General features: G+C 44.4%; 23 protein-coding genes. 10 read left to right on the forward strand and 13 right to left on the reverse strand.

The features are described from left to right. Positions 1-63: 63 nt before the first annotated feature. Entirely contained in the window at positions 64-1,341 is a 1,278-nt protein-coding gene (locus tag A37S_RS0115950) for a competence/damage-inducible protein A (RefSeq protein WP_028297855.1), read from the forward strand. A gap of 348 nt (positions 1,342-1,689) precedes the next feature. Further along, positions 1,690-3,063, forward strand: a complete 1,374-nt coding sequence (locus A37S_RS0115955; protein WP_028297856.1) for a dihydrolipoamide acetyltransferase family protein — start codon at positions 1,690-1,692, stop codon at positions 3,061-3,063. A 41-nt stretch (positions 3,064-3,104) separates the two neighbouring features. On the opposite strand, the gene A37S_RS0115960 is transcribed toward A37S_RS0115955, so the two are convergent. The 3 genes from A37S_RS0115960 to A37S_RS0115970 form a co-directional block, all read right to left on the reverse strand. Next, positions 3,105-4,448 (reverse strand): MATE family efflux transporter, encoded by a 1,344-nt coding sequence (locus A37S_RS0115960; protein WP_028297857.1) that lies wholly within the window; start codon positions 4,446-4,448, stop codon positions 3,105-3,107. 356 nt (positions 4,449-4,804) lie between these two features. After that, positions 4,805-5,173 carry a type II toxin-antitoxin system VapC family toxin gene (locus A37S_RS0115965; protein ID WP_028297858.1) on the reverse strand — a complete coding sequence of 123 codons (369 nt, stop codon included), beginning with the start codon at positions 5,171-5,173 and terminating at the stop codon, positions 4,805-4,807. 3 nt (positions 5,174-5,176) lie between these two features. Next, positions 5,177-5,419, reverse strand: a complete 243-nt coding sequence (locus A37S_RS0115970) for a hypothetical protein (RefSeq protein WP_028297859.1) — start codon at positions 5,417-5,419, stop codon at positions 5,177-5,179. 289 nt (positions 5,420-5,708) lie between these two features. Between A37S_RS0115970 and A37S_RS28160 the strand changes: the two genes are divergently transcribed. Both A37S_RS28160 and A37S_RS0115980 read left to right on the forward strand, forming a co-directional pair. Beyond that, on the forward strand, positions 5,709-6,176 hold the full coding sequence (locus A37S_RS28160; protein WP_084163938.1) for a Sec-independent protein translocase subunit TatA/TatB: 468 nt from the start codon (positions 5,709-5,711) through the stop codon (positions 6,174-6,176). Positions 6,177-6,320: 144 nt separating this feature from the next. Next, on the forward strand, positions 6,321-8,579 hold the full coding sequence (locus tag A37S_RS0115980) for a Tex family protein (RefSeq protein WP_028297860.1): 2,259 nt from the start codon (positions 6,321-6,323) through the stop codon (positions 8,577-8,579). 106 nt (positions 8,580-8,685) lie between these two features. On the opposite strand, the gene A37S_RS0115985 is transcribed toward A37S_RS0115980, so the two are convergent. Then, positions 8,686-9,732, reverse strand: a complete 1,047-nt coding sequence (locus tag A37S_RS0115985; RefSeq protein ID WP_028297861.1) for a succinylglutamate desuccinylase/aspartoacylase family protein — start codon at positions 9,730-9,732, stop codon at positions 8,686-8,688. A gap of 242 nt (positions 9,733-9,974) precedes the next feature. Between A37S_RS0115985 and A37S_RS0115990 the strand changes: the two genes are divergently transcribed. The 3 genes from A37S_RS0115990 to A37S_RS0116000 all read left to right on the forward strand — a co-directional run bounded on the left by A37S_RS0115990 (position 9,975) and on the right by A37S_RS0116000 (position 12,076). Continuing rightward, positions 9,975-10,457 carry an Lrp/AsnC family transcriptional regulator gene (locus A37S_RS0115990; protein ID WP_028297862.1) on the forward strand — a complete coding sequence of 161 codons (483 nt, stop codon included), beginning with the start codon at positions 9,975-9,977 and terminating at the stop codon, positions 10,455-10,457. A 2-nt stretch (positions 10,458-10,459) separates the two neighbouring features. Further along, positions 10,460-11,473 carry an EamA family transporter gene (locus A37S_RS24975; protein WP_084163939.1) on the forward strand — a complete coding sequence of 338 codons (1,014 nt, stop codon included), beginning with the start codon at positions 10,460-10,462 and terminating at the stop codon, positions 11,471-11,473. Positions 11,474-11,623: 150 nt separating this feature from the next. Then, a complete protein-coding gene (locus A37S_RS0116000; RefSeq protein ID WP_342663604.1) occupies positions 11,624-12,076 on the forward strand; it encodes a MarR family winged helix-turn-helix transcriptional regulator in 453 nt (150 codons plus the stop codon). On the opposite strand, the gene A37S_RS0116005 is transcribed toward A37S_RS0116000, so the two are convergent. Both A37S_RS0116005 and A37S_RS0116010 read right to left on the reverse strand, forming a co-directional pair. Continuing rightward, on the reverse strand, positions 12,073-12,801 hold the full coding sequence (locus tag A37S_RS0116005; protein WP_028297864.1) for a ZIP family metal transporter: 729 nt from the start codon (positions 12,799-12,801) through the stop codon (positions 12,073-12,075). The two genes, A37S_RS0116000 and A37S_RS0116005, sit on opposite strands and share 4 nt — an antisense overlap. Then, positions 12,798-13,388 (reverse strand): phosphatase PAP2 family protein, encoded by a 591-nt coding sequence (locus A37S_RS0116010; RefSeq protein ID WP_028297865.1) that lies wholly within the window; start codon positions 13,386-13,388, stop codon positions 12,798-12,800. The genes A37S_RS0116005 and A37S_RS0116010 overlap by 4 nt, the downstream gene beginning before the upstream one ends. A gap of 252 nt (positions 13,389-13,640) precedes the next feature. Between A37S_RS0116010 and glmM the strand changes: the two genes are divergently transcribed. The 3 genes from glmM (at position 13,641) to A37S_RS0116030 (ending at position 16,560) form a co-directional block, all read left to right on the forward strand. Beyond that, positions 13,641-15,026, forward strand: coding sequence for a phosphoglucosamine mutase (glmM, locus tag A37S_RS0116020; protein ID WP_028297866.1), 1,386 nt, complete (start codon positions 13,641-13,643; stop codon positions 15,024-15,026). Between the two features lie 113 nt (positions 15,027-15,139). After that, positions 15,140-16,276: a cysteine desulfurase family protein gene (locus A37S_RS0116025; RefSeq protein ID WP_028297867.1), complete on the forward strand. Its 1,137-nt coding sequence runs from the start codon at positions 15,140-15,142 to the stop codon at positions 16,274-16,276. A gap of 83 nt (positions 16,277-16,359) precedes the next feature. Then, complete coding sequence (locus A37S_RS0116030; RefSeq protein ID WP_028297868.1) at positions 16,360-16,560, forward strand: hypothetical protein; 201 nt, start codon at positions 16,360-16,362, stop codon at positions 16,558-16,560. A gap of 113 nt (positions 16,561-16,673) precedes the next feature. On the opposite strand, the gene accD is transcribed toward A37S_RS0116030, so the two are convergent. The 7 genes from accD to A37S_RS24985 all read right to left on the reverse strand — a co-directional run bounded on the left by accD (position 16,674) and on the right by A37S_RS24985 (position 23,647). Beyond that, positions 16,674-17,516: an acetyl-CoA carboxylase, carboxyltransferase subunit beta gene (gene accD / locus A37S_RS0116035; RefSeq protein WP_028297869.1), complete on the reverse strand. Its 843-nt coding sequence runs from the start codon at positions 17,514-17,516 to the stop codon at positions 16,674-16,676. Between the two features lie 89 nt (positions 17,517-17,605). Beyond that, complete coding sequence (locus A37S_RS0116040) at positions 17,606-18,319, reverse strand: HAD family hydrolase (protein ID WP_028297870.1); 714 nt, start codon at positions 18,317-18,319, stop codon at positions 17,606-17,608. After that, positions 18,312-19,319, reverse strand: coding sequence for a lysylphosphatidylglycerol synthase domain-containing protein (locus A37S_RS0116045; protein ID WP_028297871.1), 1,008 nt, complete (start codon positions 19,317-19,319; stop codon positions 18,312-18,314). The genes A37S_RS0116040 and A37S_RS0116045 overlap by 8 nt, the downstream gene beginning before the upstream one ends. Continuing rightward, a complete protein-coding gene (locus tag A37S_RS24980) occupies positions 19,300-20,235 on the reverse strand; it encodes a CDP-alcohol phosphatidyltransferase family protein (protein ID WP_051293234.1) in 936 nt (311 codons plus the stop codon). Before A37S_RS24980 ends, A37S_RS0116045 begins: the two co-directional genes overlap by 20 nt. Continuing rightward, entirely contained in the window at positions 20,228-21,118 is an 891-nt protein-coding gene (locus A37S_RS0116055; RefSeq protein ID WP_028297872.1) for an ATP-grasp domain-containing protein, read from the reverse strand. The genes A37S_RS24980 and A37S_RS0116055 overlap by 8 nt, the downstream gene beginning before the upstream one ends. A gap of 7 nt (positions 21,119-21,125) precedes the next feature. Beyond that, positions 21,126-21,857 carry a sugar phosphate nucleotidyltransferase gene (locus A37S_RS0116060; protein ID WP_028297873.1) on the reverse strand — a complete coding sequence of 244 codons (732 nt, stop codon included), beginning with the start codon at positions 21,855-21,857 and terminating at the stop codon, positions 21,126-21,128. Between the two features lie 17 nt (positions 21,858-21,874). Beyond that, positions 21,875-23,647 (reverse strand): DUF5686 family protein, encoded by a 1,773-nt coding sequence (locus A37S_RS24985; protein ID WP_169719515.1) that lies wholly within the window; start codon positions 23,645-23,647, stop codon positions 21,875-21,877. Positions 23,648-23,693 lie beyond the last annotated feature (46 nt).

Genomic DNA, 23,693 nt, shown 5'->3' on the forward strand with positions numbered 1-23,693 from the left:
CTTACACCTTAATCCCTGGACCTTAAACCTACCAGTCTCATATCTAAAATAAAAAATCCGACAATGAACCTCGAAATCATCACTATAGGAGACGAAATATTAATAGGTCAAATCGTAGATACCAATTCGGCTTGGATGGCTCAGCAACTGAACAATATAGGTATAGAGGTTGGACAAATTGTTTCTGTGGCCGACGCTGGAGAGGCTATCACAAAGGCATTGTCCGATGCCAAGGAAAGGGGAGTGCAAGTAGTTATTTGTACGGGTGGCCTTGGTCCTACGAAGGATGATGTGACCAAGCAGACCCTGGCATCCTATTTTCAGTCGGATTTATATAGGGACGATCGAGTTTTGGCCCACGTGACCCAGTTTTTCGAACGTTTGAAAAGACCTATGCTCGAAAGTAACAAGAGGCAAGCAGATGTGTTGCGAAAGGCAGAGGTGCTATTCAACGCAGTTGGCACCGCTCCGGGGATGTTGGTGCGAGACGATCCTACTTATTACTTTTTCTTGCCCGGGGTTCCCATGGAGATGATGTACTTGATGACGAATGAAGTATTGCCCATGCTTGCCCATTTGCCAGGTATCCGACCAATTATTCACCAGACAATTTTGACCGCAGGTATTGGCGAGTCTTTTCTGGCCGAAAAGTTACGCCCATTGGAAGACCGGCTGCCTAGCCATATTCATTTGGCCTATTTGCCCAAATATGGGCAGGTACGCCTGCGACTCACTGCAAAAGGCGAGGATGAAATCAAGCTGCGCGATGAAATGGAAATTTACCAAAAGCAGCTGCAGGCATTGGTGCAACCATATGTGGTTGGAGAAGGCGATGCCACGTTGGAGGAACACATCATTCGTCTGCTGGACGAAAACAAGCTGATGTTGAGTACCGCAGAAAGTTGTACCGGTGGATATGTGGCCCACCTCATTACAAAAATAGCAGGGAGCAGCTCTGTTTATCGGGGAGGAGTTGTGAGCTATAGCAATGAGTTGAAAATGGATGTACTGGGCGTTCCTTCGGAAGTACTGGACCAGTACGGTGCCGTAAGCCAAGAGACTGTCGTGGCCATGGCTACCGGTGCCAAACAACGCTTTGCTACCGACTATGCCGTGGCAACTACGGGTATTGCGGGGCCAGGAGGTGGTACCGAGGAAAAGCCAGTTGGTACGGTTTGGATTGGTATTGCCGGCAAGCAGAAAGTGGTAACCAAAAAGCTGCAGTTGAGCAAAGTGCGGGAAACAAATATAGAACGGGCGTCCGCGCAGGCAATGCTCCATTTATATTTGTTGCTCAAAGAAGAAATAGACCCATCAATGCCTGCGACAAAACAGCACTAAATTAATTAAAGTATATTCTTCAAAAGAGTTTGTGATGACTCGTTTTTACGGCAACGATTCCTTTCGTTGCTTATGGGACATGCTGCGCTCATCAATCTGTTAAAAGACGCCTGTTCCCAGACTTCAACTTTAAATAACGATGTGGAAAAAATAAAGTTTTGAGACTTAGTGGGATGTTGATAAATAGCCATAAGTGAATAACTTCTTTGCCCGCTTACTTTGCATAAAGTATCTATAATGGCTATGTTTGATCGGTTTTGAGCTCTTCTGCTTCTCATCTGCAGGGGGCATTTTGAGGAGATTTTACATGGGACCAGCTTTGCTGGTTTGTTTAATGCTTAAGGATAAATGAGTTATAATCTTTTGTTGCCTAGCATGGGCGAAAGTGTTTCTGAAGCTACCATTATTAAATGGTTGAAACAGCCAGGAGACCGAGTAGCTGTTGACGATATCATTGTAGAGATTGCCACAGATAAGGTGGACTCCGAGGTGCCTTCTCCTGTTTCCGGCGTCCTGTTAGAACAGCGATTTCAAGCAGATCAAGTGGCCCAGGTGGGCGATGTAATCGCTATCATTCAAGAAGATGGGGAAGGCGAAGCTGAAGAGCAGGCAGTAGACAATGTTTCTTCAGAGCCATTGCCTATGGCTACGGAGACCGAGGGATCTTCGGAAACAATTCCAGGTCTCGACCAACTTCCAACCAATGACGATGTACAAGAAGTAAGCAGGGAAAGCACGGGCAGTTCGGATAGGTTTTATTCTCCCTTGGTAAAGACAATAGCCGAAAAGGAGGGCTTGAGTATGTCCGAATTGGACAATATAGAAGGATCTGGCTTGGACGGAAGGGTGACCAAACAAGATGTATTGGCTTACGTAGAGGGCAAGAAAGGGAGTCCCGCTGCCCAAACAAGGCCAACGCCTATAGAACAAAGTCCTTCTTTCCAAAAGGACGCTTCCGATAGTGTTCCCGACAAATTGCACAGTGAAACTTATACCACGAGATCTATCAGTGGCGATGACGAAATTATCGTGATGGATAGGATGCGTAGGTTGATAGCGGATCATATGGTGAAAAGTGTGCAGACCTCACCACATGTATGTTCTTTTGTTGAAGCCGACGTTACCAATATCGTAGAGTGGCGCAACAAGGTAAAAGCTGCCTTTGAAAAAAGGGAAAACGAAAAGATTACTTTTACGCCTATTTTCATAGAAGCGATAGCGCGGGCTTTGAAGGCTTTCCCTATGATCAATATCTCCGTAGACGGAAACAATATTATTAAAAAGAAGCATATCAATATAGGGATGGCTACCGCACTTCCTAGCGGTAATTTAATAGTACCTGTTATAAAGAACGCGGATCAGCTGAATTTATTAGGTCTGGCAAAATCCGTTAATCACTTAGCCAAAAAAGCCAGAGGAAACAAACTTGATCCTAGTGATGTGCAGGATGGTACGTTTACGCTTACGAATATAGGTTCGTTTGGAAATGTCATGGGCACTCCCATTATCAACCAACCTCAGGTGGCAATAATGGCCGTAGGTGCCATCAAGAAGAAGCCTGCGGTAATTGAAACGCCGCAAGGAGATCTTATTGGTGTTCGGCATATGATGTTTCTGTCCATGTCCTATGACCATCGCGTGGTAGATGGCGCCCTTGGGGGAATGTTTATTAGAAAGGTAGCCGACTATTTAGAAGCTTGGGACCCGAATCGGGAGATTTAAGCTCCTTGTTTTTCCTGGGCAGTATTTGCTGGTTTCCTAAGCTAGTTATTGGTTTTTCTTCTGTATCTGAAGAATAGCAATACAGATGAAAACATGAGCCCAATGGTGAGGCCGTACCAAATGCCAATAAGCCCCAACGATGTATATTTGCTAAGGATATAGGCCACTGGAATGCCAATGACCCAATAGCTGACAAATGCTATAAAAGTGGGCACGTTGACATCGCTAACGCCACGTAATATGCCTAGTCCAACAACCTGTGTCCCATCAAACAATTGGAAAATTCCCGCCAGTAACAAGAGTTGTGAAGCAATGGCCACTACCGCTTTGTCTTGCGTAAATATGTGTGGTAAGAAATTGTTGAACAGGATGAAGACCAGTGCCGTAAAGCTCATGAATAGGATAATGATATGATAGCTGCTGGAAGCATACATTTTAAGTCTGTAGCTGTTTTTCTTGCCATAGCTGGTACCTACGCGGATGGTGGCCGCTGCCGCTACGCCGCTGGCCATCATATAGGTGGACGAAGCCAGCTGTATGGCCACTTGGTGTGCTGCCTGTGCCTCGGCACCAAAAGTACCGGCCAATATGGCTGCCGTAGCAAATGCTCCTATTTCAAATACATATTGCATAGCTACAGGAGCCCCTATTCTCAATAGCTTGATGGCCCGTCCGCTTTCGATGAACAGCCATGAAAAGCCCTGTATGTACTGCTTGAAGATAGGTGCCTTGAATAGGTAAATCCCCATAGCAAGGGACATCAATATACGGTCTATCAATGTTGCATAGCCCACGCCACGCACGCCCATGGGAGGGATGCCAAACATCCCCTTGACGAAGACAATAGCCAGTATGATATTCAGTACATTGCCCCAAATGGTAATGTTCATGGCTTGTCTGGTGAAGCCGAGCCCTTCGGCAAATTGCTTGAAGGCACTGAAGATCATCAGGGGAAATATAGATAGACTCAGAATCAATAAATAGGGTTTCGCCTCTTTTACCACTGCTGGGCTCTGTCCCAAATGATCGATAACGGCCATGGAACCAAAATAGACCAAAAGAAACAAGGCGATTCCCGTAAGTGCGTTGATGGCTATGCTGTTGCTGAGCAGCTTGGCACATTCAATATAATTCTTTCGGCCATTTTCCTGTGCCACTAAAGGGGTGATGCCATAGGCTATGCCAAGGCCTAGCACCAATACGATCATGAAAACACTATGCACCAAGGAAACCGCTGCCAAGGGAATAGTACCGGCAAATTGTCCCACTACGATGCTATCTGCTGTTTGTACCAAGGTATGGCCAAGTTGGGAAATGACGACAGGTGCAGCAACCACCAGGCTACTCCAATAGTAGGGCTTGTATTTGGCAAAAATGGTTTTCACAAATTCCACTCAGTTTTATAGGAGCTGGCAAAGGTAGGGATTTTAGTTGATTGGGCAGGCAGCTCTTAGTTATTGGGTGTACGACAATTGCAGTAATTGACTGTTGTATTATATTGCCCAAAGCACACAATAGCTTTCGCTAGTTCAGCTAAGGTCTTCGTTTGTGGTTTTTTGGCACTTTGAGAAAAGAACGCTATGTCCAAAATGTAGGCAAAACGGATTTTTGTCGTCTTATCCGCTTTATTGTCCACATCAATTGGATTTTGTTCCCAATATCAAATAGGCATCGAACAATACGGATAAAGATGAGTGGGCGTACACGGAAAGAAACGTTCGATATCTATGCCAGTTGGGTCTTAAATCAATTTAATGTCAGGCATGAAACTGAAATCCTTGGTGTTGTAGGTATAAAGCGGAATTTGGTGAACGACAGCTGTAGCTCCGATGATAGGATCTGGTATTTGCAGGCCGTGACTTAGTCTGAATTTTTCTATCAGTTCTGTTGCAAGCCTAGACGTTGCAATATCGATTTCTACGACATCATAATACTTAATCTTCTTTTTCATCTGGGTCAATTCGGCCTTATTAGCCATCCCTTGATAAAGTTCCATGACAGTGATTACCGAAAGTACAATTTGTTCTAAACCGATTTCCTGTAACTGGAGTATCGTTTCCTGTCGCCCGTTAAAGGCATAGATTAAAATATTTGTATCGCATAGAACCATATATTATCCGATAGGTTGGTTCCGCTGCCAAGCGTCTTTACGAATACTCTCCAATGACCTCGGACTGCTTGCCCAAATGCCGAATAATCCTTGGGGGTCAATTTTTTTGTTTCCTTTGCTTAGAGGAATAGCAATGTCCAAATCACTAGGTGGTATGACTTTAACCGTGTTTATCTTAAATGCCTTAAATAGAGCAGACAATTTTTCCAGTTCGCTATTGCTATCTATTTCAATGGTTATTCTCATGATAAAGCCTCCTCCTAATCTGATTCATTCAAACTAGAAATAACAAATTTAACAATATTGACCTTAAAAGCAAAGCAGTTAATGTCCCAATGGAACAAAGCCGATGAAACTTCTTTATACAATCTGATGCAAAGGCTGGTTTGGTATACCCTTAATAATCCACCAAAATTCATCATCAAATAGCCACGTTATAGAATTCTAATCTTTATTTTGGATAAAAATTAATAGCTTTGAAGAATAAATGGGGCGCATATGCGTTCCAGATGAGAAGTAGTTAAGGAATGTCAAGATGTTAGGCTCAATATTGTTGTTTTTGAATATAGGCACCCAGGAAATGATCCTGATCATAGGTGCAGCACTTTTATTGTTTGGGGGGAAGAAATTGCCCGAATTGGCCCGTGGACTCGGCAGGGGGATTCGCGAGTTTAAAGATGCTTCCGAATCGATCAAACAGGACATTAATGACCAGATCAACAATTACGGCAAAGATTTGAAGGTAGACCTCGACGAACCACCAAAGAAACTGGAAAGTTACCATCCAAGTAATGAATTCCCAACACCCACCGATCAGGATGCGGTGAAAACGGATGATGAGCACCTAAGTGAGGAGGGGACAGCTCCCGAAATAAAAGAAGATTTCAGTGATGGAGGATACCGCCAACCCGATTACGATAGTGGACACGGTACTCCGAAAAATACCCAAAAGGAAGAACATCCCGTGCTGAAAGCCGCTAGGCAAAGCAACAATGAAGCATAATTTAATTCCTGCTATCCTGCATAACACAAAGTGTTTTTCAACAAACTTGCATAAGTGAGGTATTAGCAGCATTTTCGCATGCTAATTTTTTTGAAATTGAACATCGAACGCGAGAACGCTTGCGAGTAGAGTATTTGAATCGTTATGCTAGAACATGAATTGAAGATTGCCCAGGAGTTGTCGGTAGGAGTAAAGCAGGTGAAGGCTACGGTTGCCCTGCTGGATGAAGGTGCTACCGTTCCGTTTATTTCCCGATATCGAAAAGAACTCACGGGAAGCTTGGACGAAGTGCAAGTGGCTGCCATCCGTGATCGGATGACGCAATTGCGTGATTTGGACAAACGTCGGGAAGCCATATTGAAATCCTTGACGGAAATGGGCAAACTGACTCCAGAGCTGCAACAGAGAATAGAAGGGGCGGAGAGCATGACCGTGCTGGAAGACCTTTATCTACCCTATAAACCCAAAAGAAAAACCCGCGCCAGTGTAGCAAAGGAGAAAGGACTGGAACCGCTGGCTAGCAAGTTATTGGCACAGGAGATAGGCGACATTGGCCTTTGGGCCGAAGCTTATTTGAACGGGGAGCTGGGGGTAAACACCATAGACGAAGTCTTGGCAGGAGCAAGGGATATCATCGCCGAGCAAGTGGCCGAAGATGCAGAACTCCGAGCGAAGGTGAGAAAGGTTTTTGAGGAACAAGGTACTTTTGTGTCTCGCGTGGTATCGGGCAAAGAAGAAGAGGCCATCAAATATAAAGATTATTACGAGTGGAAAGAACCACTGAAATCTGCTGCTTCCCATCGTATATTGGCCATGCGCAGAGGGGAAAAGGAGCAGTTGCTCTATCTCGACGTAGAGGTGCCGGATGACGATATCGTGTCGTTGATGGAACGCCAGTTCGTTACGGCTGCCACGGCGGCTTCCGAGCAGGTGAAAATGGCCGTTCAGGACAGCTATAAGCGGTTGCTGAAATCGTCTATGGAGACGGAGGTACGCTTGTCCAGCAGGAAAAAAGCCGACGAAGAGGCCATAAGGGTATTTGCCGAAAATGCCAGGCAACTGTTGCTTGCTGCTCCCCTGGGCAGTAAACGAGTGATGGCTATCGACCCGGGCTTCCGTACGGGATGCAAGGTGGTATGCCTCAATGAGCAAGGCGATTTGTTGGAAAATACCACGATCTACCCACATACGGGCGGTAGTAGGGTAGCAGAAGCCGAAAAAACCCTAAGGCATCTCGTACAGCAATACGATATTCAGTCCATAGCCATTGGCAACGGAACCGCAGGGCGCGAAACAGAGAGCTTTGTGCGTAAAATGCAACTTCCAGACGTTGTTATTGTGATGGTCAATGAAAGCGGAGCTTCCGTTTACTCGGCTTCCGAAGTGGCCAGGGATGAATTTCCTGATTATGATGTCACCGTAAGGGGAGCCGTATCCATAGGCAGGAGACTGATGGACCCATTGGCCGAGCTGGTGAAGATAGATCCAAAATCTATCGGTGTGGGACAGTACCAGCACGATGTGGACCAAAACAAGCTGCTGGAATCCCTTTCCAATACGGTGATCAGCTGCGTGAATGCCGTGGGTGTGGAGCTGAATACGGCTTCCAAGCAACTATTGTCCTATGTCTCCGGACTTGGGCCTGCCCTGGCAAATGCCATCGTGGAATATCGTAATCAGCATGGCGCCTTCAAAAAAAGGGCCGATCTGAAAAAGGTACCCCGCCTGGGCGAAAAGGCCTTTGAGCAAGCAGCTGGTTTTCTCCGCATTAGAGGCGCCGAGCATCCTCTGGACGCCAGTGCCGTGCATCCCGAACGCTATCCATTGGTAGAACGTATGGCCGGAGATTTGGGAGTAGGGGTGGCTAGCTTGTTGAAAGAGGAAAAGCTAAGAAAACAGATTCCTTTGCAGTCTTATGTGAACGAGGAGGTAGGCCTTCCTACCTTGAATGATATTTTGGCCGAACTGGCCAAGCCGGGGCTAGATCCCAGAGAAAAGTTTGAACAGTTTAGCTTCACGGAGGGGGTGAACAGTGTGAGTGACCTAAAAGTGGGGATGAAGCTGCCGGGTATCGTGACCAATATTACCAATTTCGGTGCCTTTGTGGATATTGGGGTGCATCAAGATGGTTTGGTGCATCTGAGCGAGCTGGCCAATCGTTTCGTCAAGGATGCCAACGATATCGTCAAGGTACACCAACCTGTGGAGGTAACCGTCATTGAAGTGGACGAAAAGCGCAACAGGATATCCCTAAGCATGAAGGAAAGCGTTGCACCAGCTGCCACCAATAAGAAAGAAAGGCATCAAAACCCTAGGCCAAACGACCGTAAGCCCCGCAACAATAAGTCTCAGGAAAATGATATGGCCCTGAAATTGGCTGCGCTGAAAAATAAGTTCGGTTAAGCTTGTTCTGTCTAAAATGGTATTATAAAGTCAATACAAATGGGAATGGCTCTCCATTTGTATTGACTTTTCTGGTTCTATATCTATCAAGATTTTATGGCAAAGCCTATTCATGGCCAATACAGAATAACGTTTCGTCACGGTTGATTGCTGGCGTACCTACTTTATACAATATTATGCCCGTTTCAGGTGATATAATGTCCGTCATTTTAGTTCCGAACAAATTAGTTATATATCCTATTGTTTGTCCCTTGGAAATAGTATCTCCACTCTTTGCATCGCTATAAAAAATGCCTTTTGTTGGCGCTCTGACATAGCTCTGTTTGTTTATCCATAGCTGTTTGGCAGGCGTGCTCGGGGAGGGGGATGCCGCATACATGTCCATCCTATGGAGCATGTTGTAGATGCCCTTTTTAATTTCCCGTACAGCCTCTGCCTGTACATTCCCCAGCTTGCCTGCTTCTATGCTAAGGGCCGTAATGCCTTGCTTAGCAGCCTGCTTAAAGGCATATTCAGCCTGCTGCAATGGGCTAAGATTGTAATCATAAACTACATTGTGTGCGAAGCCTGCCACTTGCGTGAGTTCGCGGGCCAGTTGGGTTTGTGCTGGCGTATCTTTGCGGTCATAATAGCATACAAAAGGCAATAGGTCTTCATTGGCGTCGCCACCATGGACGTCCAGAAAAACGTCGCAAGGAGGAATGACCGCTCTGGTGATAAAATCTGCGAGTCGCTGGGTGATGCTTCCATTGGGGTCGCCTGGAAAAGCTCTGTTCAGGTTTTTTCCATCCTGTGGATTGACAAAAACGGCCCTTCCAAAGAATCCTGGCGTATTGGCAACGGGTACGATGATAAGCGTGCCGCTCAATGGGTGGGGGTCAATTTCGGCAAGCAACTCTTGAACCGCCACAATGGGTGGGTATTCAAAGCCATGTATCCCTGCCGTAATACCAAATGTAGGGCCCGCTTTTACGCCCTTTATAATGGTGATGGGCAATTCGAGCTCATTTTCCGAGTCGCTTATTTGGAATACCGTATCTTTTCTTGTGCCTTTTGGCAGATTGTTTACGTCCAGGAACATGCTTTGTGCCCCTGCTATATGGCAGAGACTCTGTAATATAATCGTGGAAAGTAATGCTATCACTATTTTCATCTTGTGGATTTACTGATCGTTTGGAATATGCTCCTAATCTCGATAAATATAGGCATGTTTTCTTGCTGACCACGTGAGCTTCGTTTGTGAAGCAATATTTTTCCTAGCCTAGATTGCATTCTTGATGTCATGATTTTCATTGTGTATGTGATTTATATTCTACAATTTGTTGTTATATATGACTTATATTCGTTTTTATTGTTAATAATTTGTATTTAATTCTTTTTTATTAGATTTGTATCATGGATATAATTAATGAAATTATGCTTGATAAGATAGATTTAGAGATTCTCCGGCTGTTGCAGGAGAATGCTCGTATAAGCAATGCGGAACTGGCTCGTGAGCTGGGTATGGTGCCCTCTGGCATGCTAGAACGAGTAAAGAAGTTGGAGCAGAAAAACGTCATTCTGCATTATCATACACGTATCAACCCCGTTGCTCTTAATCAGAATATGCTGGCTTTTGTATTTTTGAAAGTCTCGCCGGCCAATGACTATAAAGTAACGGCTACTATACTTTCGGATGTCCCGGAAATACAGGAAATACACCAACTGGCGGGTGATGATTGTTATTTGCTGAAAATTCGTACTTATGATACCACTTCACTGATGCATATCATGCGGAATAGTATCAGCAAGCTGCCTCATATCCTTAGTACCCGAACGACTATTGTCTTGGAAACGGTAAAGGAGCAACAACAAATGGTAATACCTCAAAATAAATAGCTATGAATCTACCTGCTCATGGTCGTCCCAATTCAATGCTTGTTTTAGTTGCCTTTGCAATTATATATATTGTATGGGGGTCAACCTATTTCTTCATTAAGCTGGCACTGGAAAGCTTTCCGCCGTATATGTTGGCATTTTTACGTTTTGGTTTTGCAAGCCTGATGATGTTGGGATGGTGCTTAGTCAAAGGGGAGCGCTTATTTGAAGCAAGAAGTCTGATAAATGCTTTCATCATAGGTGTTTTATTGCTGTTCTGCGGAAACGGGGCGGTAGTGCTGGGTGAAAAGGTGCTGCCGAGCGCCGTAGTTGCGATACTCTGGTCGTCACAGCCTCTATCTTTCGTGGTGATGGACAGCAAGAACTGGCGTTCAAATTTCAAGAATAAATTGACCTTGGTTGGCTTAGTACTGGGGTTTTTGGGAGTACTGATGCTTTTCGGCGGGCAGTTAAGCTCAATATTTACGTCTGGCACCGCAGATTTTCATATGGGAGGAATGTTCTTGGTGATAGGTGGTACCATTGCCTTCTCGGCTGGCTCGCTATATGCCAAGCATCATCCCACGACTTTGGCTCCTGCCGCTAACATTACATGGCAGATGCTGGCGGCCAGTACGGTGTTCCTTGTTTACAGTATCTTCAATGGCGAGTTCGCGCTTGTGGAATGGAGGCAGGTTACGGGCCTTTCTTGGATGGCTATTTTCTATCTTGCCATATTTGGCTCCGTCATTGCCTTTAGCGCCTACGTGTGGCTATTAAGTGTACGACCTGTTACGCAGGTGAGTACATTTGCCTACGTCAATCCTGTGGTGGCCATTATCTTGGGAGCAGCATTTGCTGAGGAGCACATCTCTTTATTGCAATTTGGTGGATTGCTTATCATCCTTATCAGCGTTTTGTTTGTTAACCTATCTAAGTATAAGGGATGGCGATTTTTGCGCTACTTTCGCCCCAAACGAAGAAAAGACATTGAATCGAAGAGCTGCAAGATAGAAGCGGAGTGCAAAATTTGTTAGATAACAATAAGGAATGACTGTCACAAAGTAGATAATTTCATCAAAGGCTAAAGATTCATCCGGTTAAACTATTGCATATGGCCTAATAATTGGTCTCTTACTTTTATGATTTTTAATTTTTAATTTTGGTTTTTGCTTAGGATAAGAACAATGATGAAAATAGAAGAAGTCTTGAAGACAGATAAATTTGAGAACGACTACCACAAGGCAGTACTGAATATTGTCTATACAAGCAATTATGTAAATGGGCTACTGAAAGTGCCTTTGAGCAAGCAAAAAGTAACGCTACAGCAGTATAATATATTGCGTATATTAAGGGGGCAGTACCCCAGTCCAGCTACGGTGAATCTCATCAAAGAAAGGCTTTTGGACCATATGTCCGATGTATCCCGCATCATAGACCGCCTGGTAGAAAAGCAATTGGTATCTAGGAAGGTATGCCCCAGTGATAGGCGGGCAGTAGATATATGCATTACCGATAAGGGCTTAGCCTTATTGGAAAAGCTCGACCCTTTAATGTCTGTCCATTCCGTTTTGGACAATAACCTGACAGATGAAGAATGCCTCCAACTCAATTATTTGCTGGACAAATTGAGGGGCTAGAAAGCCAAACTCAGTAGGGCGATTCCCATACCAATGAGAATAACTATCATCTTCTTACGATTGAAATGCTGGTGATTGGCAGAAGAAGATTCAAACAATATCGTGGTGGAGATATGCAGGAAAATACCCACTACTACGGCCATGATCCTATCATAGTATTGTTCGATTTGCCACAACTGGCTAGAACTGATAAAGAGGCTGAACAAGAAACCCAATGGCGACATCAGGACGAATATGGCCAGATACGTTACTATTTTGGCCTTGCTTAGTGCGGCCTGCATTAACAAGCTACAGAGAGCAAAGGCTGCTGGAATATGGTGCAAAGCAATGCCAAACAACAATTGACCCTGGCTGTCTTTTGCCAATGGCATGCCTTCCAGGAACGCATGGAGGCAAAGACTCACCATCACCCCAATGGGAAATGCGGCCTCGTGATGGTGCTCGTGGGGATGCATATGGCCATGCTCCACTCCTTCAGAAAAACGTTCTAAAAACAACTGAAAAAGAAAACCTCCCAACACGTATATCCCTATGATGTGGGGATCGCTACTGCTGTGGTCATAGATATCCGGAATAAGATGGATAATAGTGATGGCAAACAGATAGGAGCCGCTGAATGAAAGTAAGAGCTTCAAGAGCTCGGTACTGTCCTTTCGAAACAAGAAAACACCTAGTCCCCCAACAAACGCAGAGGTAAATAATACCGCTATTGTCAGAAAAATCATCTTATGGTCTCCACTTGGTGTTTGGAAATACGCGGTTGCCATTTAATAAACAGCCTGGCCATCCAATAGCCTATAACGCTTCCAAGTAGGGCACCACATATAATATCAAACGGATAATGGACACCCACGTAGATTTGTGCAAGGCAGATAAGGCTTGCCCATGTATATGCCAAATAAGAAATGTATTTCCATGATCGCCGGAAAACCATGCTCAGGAATACGGCAATGGCGAAGTGATTGCTGGCATGTGAGGAGGGCATACTATAACCTGCTCCGCAACGCACTCTAGGTACTATTTCCTCCTGCAATGTAAGTTCATTACATGGCCGTACTCGTTTGAAAATGGGCTTTAATACAGATGCAGAAATGAAATCGGCAAGTCCTACGGTAACTATTAAGCAGAGTATCATGGCTGCCCCACGTAGCTTGAAATGACGTATAGTGAATATAATAATGAACAAATAGACAGGAGTCCAAGTGTACTTATTGCGTAAAATGGGCATTAGCCAGTCAAACACTAGGTTTGAAGCACCTTGGTTGATGGCCAAGAAAACTAACTCATCTAAATCTTTTAATTGCTCTATCATTTTGTCGACAAATATAGTATCAGTTATAGGTCTGTCATGGATAATGCGTCCAAAGATACGTTTATTGGCCGAAATATTTCATTCGAAAAATATTTGTTCCTTAACGGCCTCATGGAACCGCACATGAATAGGATGTTTTTTGCTTTTAGCAATTTCAACCAATCATTTGTGTTTTATTGAAAATTGGTCAAACGTTTGCGGAGCTGTGCATTAACAGAAAATTTATACTTTTACCAACCAAAAGTATATAAGATGACACTCATAAAAAGCATATCCGGAATACGGGGAACGATAGGAGGAAAAATAGGAGAGGGGCTCAGCCCGTTAGATGTCGTGAAGTTTTCCGCTGCCTATGGGCACATTGTCACCGAAAGGACAGGCATAAAAAAAATTGTAGTGGGCAGAGATGCCCGTCTATCTGGTCCCATGATACTCCGTCTGGTAGTTTCTACCTTGCAGGCGCTGGGAATAGAGGTGGTCGATTTGGGGCTGTCTACTACGCCCACCGTGGAATTGGCGGTGCCCATGGAAAAGGCCGCTGGAGGGATCATCCTAACGGCAAGCCACAACCCGGCACAGTGGAATGCCTTGAAATTGCTCAACGATACGGGTGAGTTCATCAGTGATGCAGATGGGAAAGCTGTACTGGCATTGGCCGAGGAGATGGATTTTGACTTTGCGGATATCCATGGTTTGGGGACATGGGTGGAGGATAATAGCTATCTGCAGAAACACATTGACGAGGTGCTGGACCTTGATACCGTTGATGCAGCAGCTATTGCTGCTGCGGATTTTTCCATTGTCGTAGACGCGGTCAATTCCAGTGGAGGAATATTTGTGCCCGCCCTATTGGAAGCATTGGGCGTAAACGTCATTCATAAGATTCATTGCGAACCTACTGGCAACTTTCAGCACAATCCGGAGCCTTTGGCAGAAAACCTGACCGACTTGGCAAAGGCGGTTGTGGAGCAAGGGGCTTCTTTGGGCATTGCCGTAGATCCAGATGTAGATAGGTTGTGCTTCATGATGGAAAACGGAGAGCTCTTTGGAGAGGAATATACCTTAGTGGCAGTGGCAGACTATGTATTGGAACAAACAGGTGGAGGCAACACGGTGTCCAACCTGTCATCGACAAGGGCATTGCGGGATGTGACCGAAAAGCATGGCGGGCAATATTTCGCTGCCGCAGTAGGAGAGGTAAATGTAGTAGCCAAGATGAAAGAGGTAAATGCCGTGATAGGGGGAGAAGGAAACGGAGGCGTTATCTATCCTGCCACACACTATGGACGAGATGCCCTAGCCGGTATCGGCGTATTCCTGACACTTTTGGCAAAAAGGGGAGTTTCCATCTCTGAGCTAAAAAAAACTTACCCAGCTTATTTCATGTCCAAGAACAAGATCAATCTGACGCCAACGTTGGATATCGATGGGCTTTTGAGCAAAATGGAAGAAAAATATGTCCACGTGCCGCATAGTAATATAGACGGATTGAAAATCGATTTTAAGGATTCGTGGGTGCACTTGAGGAAATCAAATACAGAGCCGATTATCAGGGTATATACCGAAGCAACCAGCCAAGAAAAAGCCGACGATTTAGCCGAACGGATTATTTTGGAGATCAGGGCGATTATTGATTGATTGGTCATTGGTTTATTATCGGGATGTAAAATATTATGCCCGTACCAAGCTTTAGTCTCTCAGCTTTGGTCTTTCGGCTTTATCTTTTTAATTTTGTTTTTTTAATCGGAATCATGCGAATATATCTAGATAATGCGGCCACTACGTCGATAGATCCCACTGTCCTTGCCGAGATGGTACTAGTGATGCAAGAGCATTATGGAAATCCAAGCTCCATCCATGCGGATGGAAGAAAGGTACGAACCCTTGTTGAACAGGCCCGTAAAAAAGTGGCGTCCCTTTTGAATGTATCTCCCGCGGAGATTTTCTTTACTTCTGGAGGCACTGAAGCAGATAATATGGCAATAAGGCGTGGTGTGCTTGACTATGGCATTACACATGCTATCAGCTCACCGTTAGAACATCATGCGGTTTTACATACCTTAGAAAAGCTCCAGGATGACGGGCATATCAAGCTGAGCTTGCTTGATGTAGATGATAAAGGCCATATAGATGTTGAGCAGCTAGAAGATTTGTTGAAGAATAATGATCGCACTTTTGTTTCGTTGATGCATGCCAATAATGAAGTAGGCACTTTGACGGATATTGCACTTATATCAGAAATTTGCAGGAAATATGATGCTATTTTCCATAGCGATACCGTACAGACAATGGGGCACTTTGTACATGATTTTAGCGCATTGAATGTTGCTTTTGCCACAGGTGCTGCCCATAAGTTCCATGGGCCTAAAGGTGTAGGATTTTTATATGTCAATCATCAGTATAAGATCAACCCCCTTATCTACGGCGGTGCACAAGAGCGCAATATGCGTGGTGGTACGGAAAATGTGTACGGGATAGTGGGCTTGGCAAAGGCGCTTGAGCTCGCCTATGCCCATATGGATGAGCACAGGAAACATATTCAAGGGTTGAAAGACTATATGCGCCATGAGCTGCTTCAATCCATTCCGGGCATCAGCATCAATGGGGAGCAAGATCCAGACCATAGTTTGTACACGGTTTTGAATGTCTCGTTTCCAGAGATGGAAATGGCGGATATGTTGCTGTTCAACTTGGATATAGCGGGGATTTCTGCCTCTGGAGGCAGCGCCTGTAGTTCCGGTTCAAACATAGGTTCGCATGTGCTGCATGCCATGGGGATAGATAAAAATAGACCATCCGTACGTTTCTCGTTCAGTAGAAGCAATACAAAGGAAGAGATAGATGTGGTCGTCTCAAAATTGAAAGAGCTCTGCCTAGAGAAGGTCTGATCCCAGCAAAGCAAACTTTTTGCCTTCAGAGATGTTGCTTAAGTACATCATCAATTGAAAAACATTAGAAGGAGGGTAAAAACATGAGTGATCAAGTGAAATATGCGAAGGACGAAGCACAGAAAAAGGCGCTAAGTCCTGAGAATAAGAAAAAGGAAGAAGACAAAAAGAATGACGATCCGGCATTGATTCAGGATGTCATTGATAGCAAGGACAGCTTTACGGAGCGCCCCCATAAAAGGACACATGTGCGTTCCGAAGATTCCACACCTGATACAATATAGACTTTGTGTCAGTAAAAAAGGGTTGCTTTTCAAAAGAAAAGCAACCCTTTTTTACTGAGCTAGCATCCATGTACTCACTGGTAAGAAAAGGTTAGTCATTGATGATTTAATCATTAACTAACATGTTTAAGAAAAGTACTTATTTTATGTTTCATTTGTCTCCTATCTACGATAAAGTCCAAGAAGCCGTGTTCCAGTACAAATTCGGCCGTTTGAAAACCTTTAGGCAAATCCTTTTTAATCGTTTCCTTGATGACCCTTGGACCCGCAAAACCAATTAAGGAGCCAGGTTCACTGATGTTGATATCTCCCAGCATCGCATAAGAAGCGGTGACTCCACCAGTGGTGGGATCCGTAAGGAGCGATACATAAGGCAATTTTGCTTCGCTAAGTAGGGCAAGCTTGGCCGATGTCTTGGCCATTTGCATCAATGAGAATGCCGCTTCCATCATACGTGCGCCGCCAGATTTGGAAATAAGGAGAAAAGGAAGCTTATTTTTGATGCAGTAATCAATAGATCGAGCAATTTTCTCTCCTACCACAGAGCCCATGGACCCACCTATAAACGTAAAGTCCATACAGGCTATGACTAATTCTTTGCCTTCCATTTTACCATGCGCGCAACGGATAGCATCATTCAATCCAGTTTTGGCGTGGCTTTCTGCAATACGCTCGGGGTATGGTTTTGTATCTACGAAATGGAGCGGATCTCCAGAGGTAAGGTTAGCAAACAGTTCCGTGTATTCGTTTTCATCGAAAAGAATGGAAAAATAGGCTTCAGAACCAATCCGTATGTGGTAACCGCAGTATTGGCAGACATATTTGCTTTCTATTTGTTCTGATTTCAATAGAGGTTTTTTGCAAGATGGGCATTTGTTCCATAGCCCATCAGGAGCCTCTTTTTTATTTTGTGTTTCCGTGCTGATACCGGCACGCTCTCGTTTAAACCAAGCCATTCACAATAATTTGTTGTCCGTGCAAAGTAACAAAAAATTGTCCATACCTGTAGTATATCCCCCACAATAATGATGGCGGTGTTTGATGCCTAGTCTGTTTTGCCGTTACATTGACCAATATAGTTCGCAAGGTCTGCTAGATCATCAAGTTCTATGGTTGCCGGCGTGGTGACTGTTTCAGGCTCCCAGGGAGTCACGTTGAGCCAAGCGGTTTGGCAGCCTAGGGACATAGCCGGAGCCATATCCTTGGAATAGGAATCGCCGACTACAATGCATTCATCGCCTTCTAGGCCCAATTGTGTCAGTCCCAGCGCAAATATCTCCGGATTGGGCTTACGAACCCCAGCCTTGGCCGACTCGACCACTGCTAGAAAAAGATCCGATAGCTTAAATTCACGGAGTACTTCATCTATATTGCCATAGAAATTGGATACCAAAACGATCGGATACTGTTTGGAAAGGCTCTCCACGACGGGACCGGTTTTTCTGATGGTGTCCAGTACCAGCCTATAGCAATCTTCCACAATATGAAGGATCTTTCTCTTGTCTAGTTCTTGACCCTTTTGAATTAGAAAGGCAAATTGCTCTCGCACCTTGATGTAGAGCACATCAAAGAAATTATGGTGCTCTAGGACCAGCAGTTTTGTGGCCAAGGTCCTTTCCCCATGTACGTAGGCCGTGTAGAACTGCTCCTTACTGACAGGTATTTCGTTTTTTTTGTACATGCTCCATAGTACATGTGCCCAATGAACACCATTGGTATCAATGGTGCCGCCATAATCCATGATTATACCTTTAATCATATGTTAAATCTTTATTTCTACGTTTCAAAGCAATAAGGAGAAGACCTATGCCTATCCATACCAATTCGCGGATACGAACTACAACTCCTATCAATAATCCCAAGGCGGACGTAAATCCCACACTTTTCAGGGCCAATGCCAACCCGCCTTCGCGCACACCTAGCTGCATGGGGAAGAAGAAGGCTGCATTAGCCAAAAGCGATGAACCGGAGCTGACCAGCAAGGCCTGCAATATGCTCATATCGGCAGACAAGGCATTGGCGGTGAAATAAATCTCGGCACAGCTCACGATGCGTGCAAAAAATTCCCACCACAGGGAAGCATAGAATTGCTTTTTCCTATCTCCATAGAATGCCCTAATTTGCTCATCTATATTATTTAACGTTTCGAAATGCTCCTCTTCAAATGCAGCCAGTTTTTTTCCCACCCAAGGAAGCCTCTTGAGGTATTTGAAGCTTTGAAGGGTAAATCCATTGCGATAAATAAGCACAAACCAATAGCATAATAGTAAACCAAGTAGGAATATAGCCACGAAGACTATGTGCATATAGGTGCTGAGGTCTACGATGGCTATCAAAAAGATAATGGAAACCAACCAGAATACGACATGGGAAAACATGTGCATCAGACTGTATAGCAATACAGATGAACTGGCTTTTTCGATGCCCAGCTTAGGCTTCAATTCCATGATGCGATAGGGCTCGCCGCCTAAGGCAATAAACGGAGTGATGTAATTGATAATATAGCCTGTAATGGTAACGTAGAGAATACTTCCGAAAGGTAGTTTGGTACTAGGATCCTTAGGTTCGTGGATGACTTGATTAAAAGCAATGGCATTACAGATATATACCAATAGCCAACTCCCTATAATGACTACAAACCACCAACCTATCTGCTTGACGCTGCTGGAGATTGTGCCCCAGCCCAAACTGTGGGTCATATAACCCAACGTCAGTAGACCGATGGCAAAAAAAAGTACTTTATACAGTTTTGCCTTCATGCGTAGCTTCAGTGTACCTTCCTTTTGTCAATGCCTCATAAAAATGACTGCTCACTTTTTCCTGCTCTCTGCACATGTAGATGAGTATGGGGTTCAACACCAATAGATCAAAAAAGAAATAAATCCATGCCTGATCGATGAATAGCCATAAAAATAGGAAGATGACACGGGTATTGAATTGCACAATGTTTGTATATTTCATCAAGGGCCTGTTCATGACCCTGAAATCGGTGATCAGATCTTGTGGCAGGGTAGACTGGCCAAACACCGACTTTACTTTTGACAAAAATAACTGTAACTTGGGAGATAAGCGCTCCTGCAAGGCCGTATAGTTCATATAGCCTCGGGCCACAAATCTTTTAAATACCCCTTTGGTGTTCTTATAATCTTCGGCTAGGTCTGTGGTGTTATCCAGCTCGCTCCCTATCTTTCCCTTGATGAAGAACAAGTGTACATTTCGATAGTAATCTGCCATGGCCGATTGGAACACATGCGATACACCTGCGGCTATGCCAAACAACCAGATCCAGGCACTCCAACCTTGATCCATACTTCTCAAGCAGATGGCAATGTGAATGGATGCAAACCAAAAATCCCCGGCAAACCCATCCAAGATACGGCCAAATCTACTTTTATTATCGGTAAGCCTGGCCAATTGCCCGTCGGCACTGTCTAGTGAGTTGGCAAATACCAGCAATAACATACCCAATACGTTCAGTGAAAGCGACTGGGGATAGAACAATACGCCTGCACCTATACCGAAAAATATGCTGATGATGGTGACCGCATTTGGCGTCAATCCCACTTTTTGGCAAAAGAGGGCAATACGATAACCTATGGGCCTATAAAAATAGATATCTATCTTTTCTTCTGTATCGTTGGATTTGAAGGTTTGTTCTAGTGTCAGTTTAGGCATTTTTTACTTCGTATTGGTCTTTAAGTAGGTTTGCAGTCAATATATGATGTATACTTTGGGCAATATAGGGTGCTGCCTTTTCCCTGCAAGGGGCAAAGCTAGGCCAGTCATTCATGTCAATCAGCTTGAAGTCGCCGGAGGCATCTACAATGGCATCGCCACCATATATGTGTACGCCTAGTACATCTGCGGCTCGTTCCGCCGTCTTTTGCAGTTTTGCCGCGTTGAACTGAAAATGGCTTGACGCTCCGTTGATCAGTTTATATTCCTGGAACTTTTGATGTTCGGCATCATAGGGGTAAAACCAATGAAAGAAATCCGTACCCTTTACACCATAGAATTTCACCAGATCGCCCGGCAGATGTTCTGAAATGACCGCCCGCCCAATATTACGCCTATGAAATTCCTGCAACAGCTCTATGCCCTCCTGTTTGTGGGCTACAAAGGACACGTCTTCTTTATGTATAGCGTGGAAGTCTCCTCGCTTGATCCAATAACCTTTCGATTCCAATTGATCAAAAGCCTGTTCTTCATTTTGATCGGTCACCACTGCGATGCTCTTGGGATGTGGAATGCCGTTCCTTGTCAGGTGCACCGTCATGTTTTCTCGGTAGCAGTTTTCTATTCCAAAAGCGGAATTGATGACAGGTACGCCAGTACGTTCGATTTTTTGCAGATGCTGCAGCAGTTTCTTGCTCCTGGCCATGGTGATGATCGGCATGGCCTTTATGGGAGAAATCCTCAAAAAAGCATCTTCTTCATAATGATAGACTTGATGTCCCAACTTTTCAAGCGCACTAACGGTCAAAGAAAATACAGCCCTATCATTGCCAATATGATTTGGTGAGTACAGGTCTTTGCGTGGAATGGCAATTATTTCCATTATCTACTTATATTTTATTTGCAATGGAAGCTCTGTTCAATTTGTTCAGAAATGCTTCGGCTACTTTTATGTCCTTTACATGATCGATGTCTACGATTTGTGAAAAAGGATGGGCTTTTACGTGTAAGCCCTGTTCTAGTAATAAGCGCTGAAAGTTACGCATTCTTTCCATTTTTTTGCTAATAGCGAGCTGTGCTGTGCTCAATGCCTTGCTTCTCAGGCAATAAATTCCTCCAGAAACATGTGCATAATAGGACTTGCTTTGATCGCTAAAGCCCAATATCTCCCTATTCGCATTGACACGGACATAGAGAGGCGACTCGTCATCTACAAAAGACGTCACGCCCATAAGGGCATCTACTGATTTGTCGGATTGAAAATCCTCTATCAGGTTATGAAACTCCATTTCAGCAAAAACGGTATCCGTTGTGGTCAAACAAAGTTCGGTGATGTGCGGAAACGCGTCTAAAAGTTCACAAAGGCTATGTAGCGAGCTCACAGTGTCCTTCTTTACAATCTGGATCGGCGCGTGAACCTTCAGCTTTCGGAGCACTCTTTCCAGTTTGGGACTATGTTTGTTGATCACTACATAGATACTTTCAGCCCGCTCATCCATAAATATCCTCACCAGCCTTTCTATGAGGCTCTCCCCCTGCAAAGGAACAAGGGGTTTGGGAAGCGTAAAGCCCTCCTTTGCGAGACGGCTGCCTTCGCCTGCAGCTATAATGCCAAATACCATTTTCTGTCTATAATCTGTTAAAAATCAAATTTCACCCTAAAACGAACACCCCATTTCGGGCTATTGGGCAAGTCTAGGTAGTTAAGACGTCTCACAGCGTCCACGCGCAATAACTTGAAAATATTGGCTACGCCCGCACTCGCTTCCATATAAGGTGTATTTCCTATCACATAGGAAATAGACTGGCCTTGGTTATTCGTCGGAAACAATAGATTGTTGCCGTTTATGTTTGGATTGTTCTTATCACTCAAACCACCATAGAGTGCCTTGAAACTGAATACTTCACGCCATTTCAACTTTCTAAACAACGGAATCTTATTGAACAGAAAGCCGTTCATATAGTATTGTATATTTAGATTCACGTATTTATCACTTACAAATTCCATAAAATTCATCATATTATATGAATTTAGCTGGTAGGCATAAGTTTGGTTGGCCCTAGGTAGAGACAATAGCGCAAAAGGAATTTCCTTGCCAAAAATATAGCCGCCATCTACCATCCAATCCACATAGCCAAACTGTGAAAGGTATGAACGTTTAGATATCGCTCCAGATAAGTGGTGATACTCGTGGTCTCCGTTGAACAAACCCTTTATGCCTGCTGCATATCGTAAGGTAAAGATAGGATATTTGTTTATAATGGGAATACGGTACAGCTTGCCTTGATAGAATTTTTCATTGGGCGCATAGCGCAATTCGAGACTGGCTTCCGAATTGTTGATATAAGGAATGTTCTCTATACCTTCTGCAGTCTGCCGTTGAAAGGCAAGTACCCCCGCAGCCTGTTGTTGCCAGCGAGAGAAGCCTAACTGATAGGAGAAGTGGTTCTCAAACTCCTTGATGTACTCTACTTTGTATGTCTCGTTATAGAGCCATCTGTTGTTGTCCCCACGCTTGAAAGACAAGAGGAAGTTGTCTTCCTGTACGAATTGCAACTCTTGTCCAGGGATTTTCGTGTCCTTTTGATAGCTGACTCGCATGTAGTGCAAAGGGAAGTGATAGACTGATTCGTTGTTGAACGAATAGGTGCCACTAAGGAAATATTTCCACTTTTGATCCCTGAAACCATAAGCAGCATAGGTCTCCATGTAGAACCGTTTACTGAGATTGGGCGTAGTGCGTCCCCCTACACGAAGTCTGAAACCTTCTACCGGGTTGAAACTATAAAAAGTATTGACAGGACCTATTTCAAATTTGTCAAAGGACTTGTAGCCCGCCAATAGGAGCGTAGCAATGTCCATTGTCCGCCTGAAGGATGGAATGCGTTGCAGGGTGTCGATATTTTTGTATATGTCCGCCTCCAGGTTGTCCAAAGGGATGGGACGCAGCTGGTCCCATGCAGCATCAGAATCGGCTATTTTCAGGTTCTTTTGCTCTAGCTTAGGGCCCTGATATGTGCTGTCTGGACGAGGCTGGTTAATGAGGTAGTCATTGATATCCGTCACCCGACGACCATAAAGGCCACTGCCATTTTTGCTGAGCGCAAATTCCATGTCCAGTGTGCTGTTCGACAAGCGATAACGGCCGTCTTCCGCCTTCTCAAAGGAAAGCGTTGCCTCCATATTGCGCAGGAAATTGAGGTTCACCGCTTCGTCCAGTGTCAGTACGGCCTTTTGCACGGCATAGTTGCCATCTAGGGTAATATATATCTTACCTTGAAACAACATGTCGGCCCTATTGCGTGGTACGAAACTAAGTTCTACCAAATAGGGTTGTTGCGTTTTGATCGTGTCTGTAATATAAAATTTCACTACCAAACGGATAAACTTAAAAACAGGCAATAAACTCACTTAACTTACTGATTATCAGTAAATATTTTCATTAGATAAAAAAGCC

The sequence above is a fragment of the Olivibacter sitiensis DSM 17696 genome (genome assembly GCF_000427965.1).
In the GTDB taxonomy this organism is placed as follows: Bacteria; Bacteroidota; Bacteroidia; order Sphingobacteriales; family Sphingobacteriaceae; genus Olivibacter; species Olivibacter sitiensis.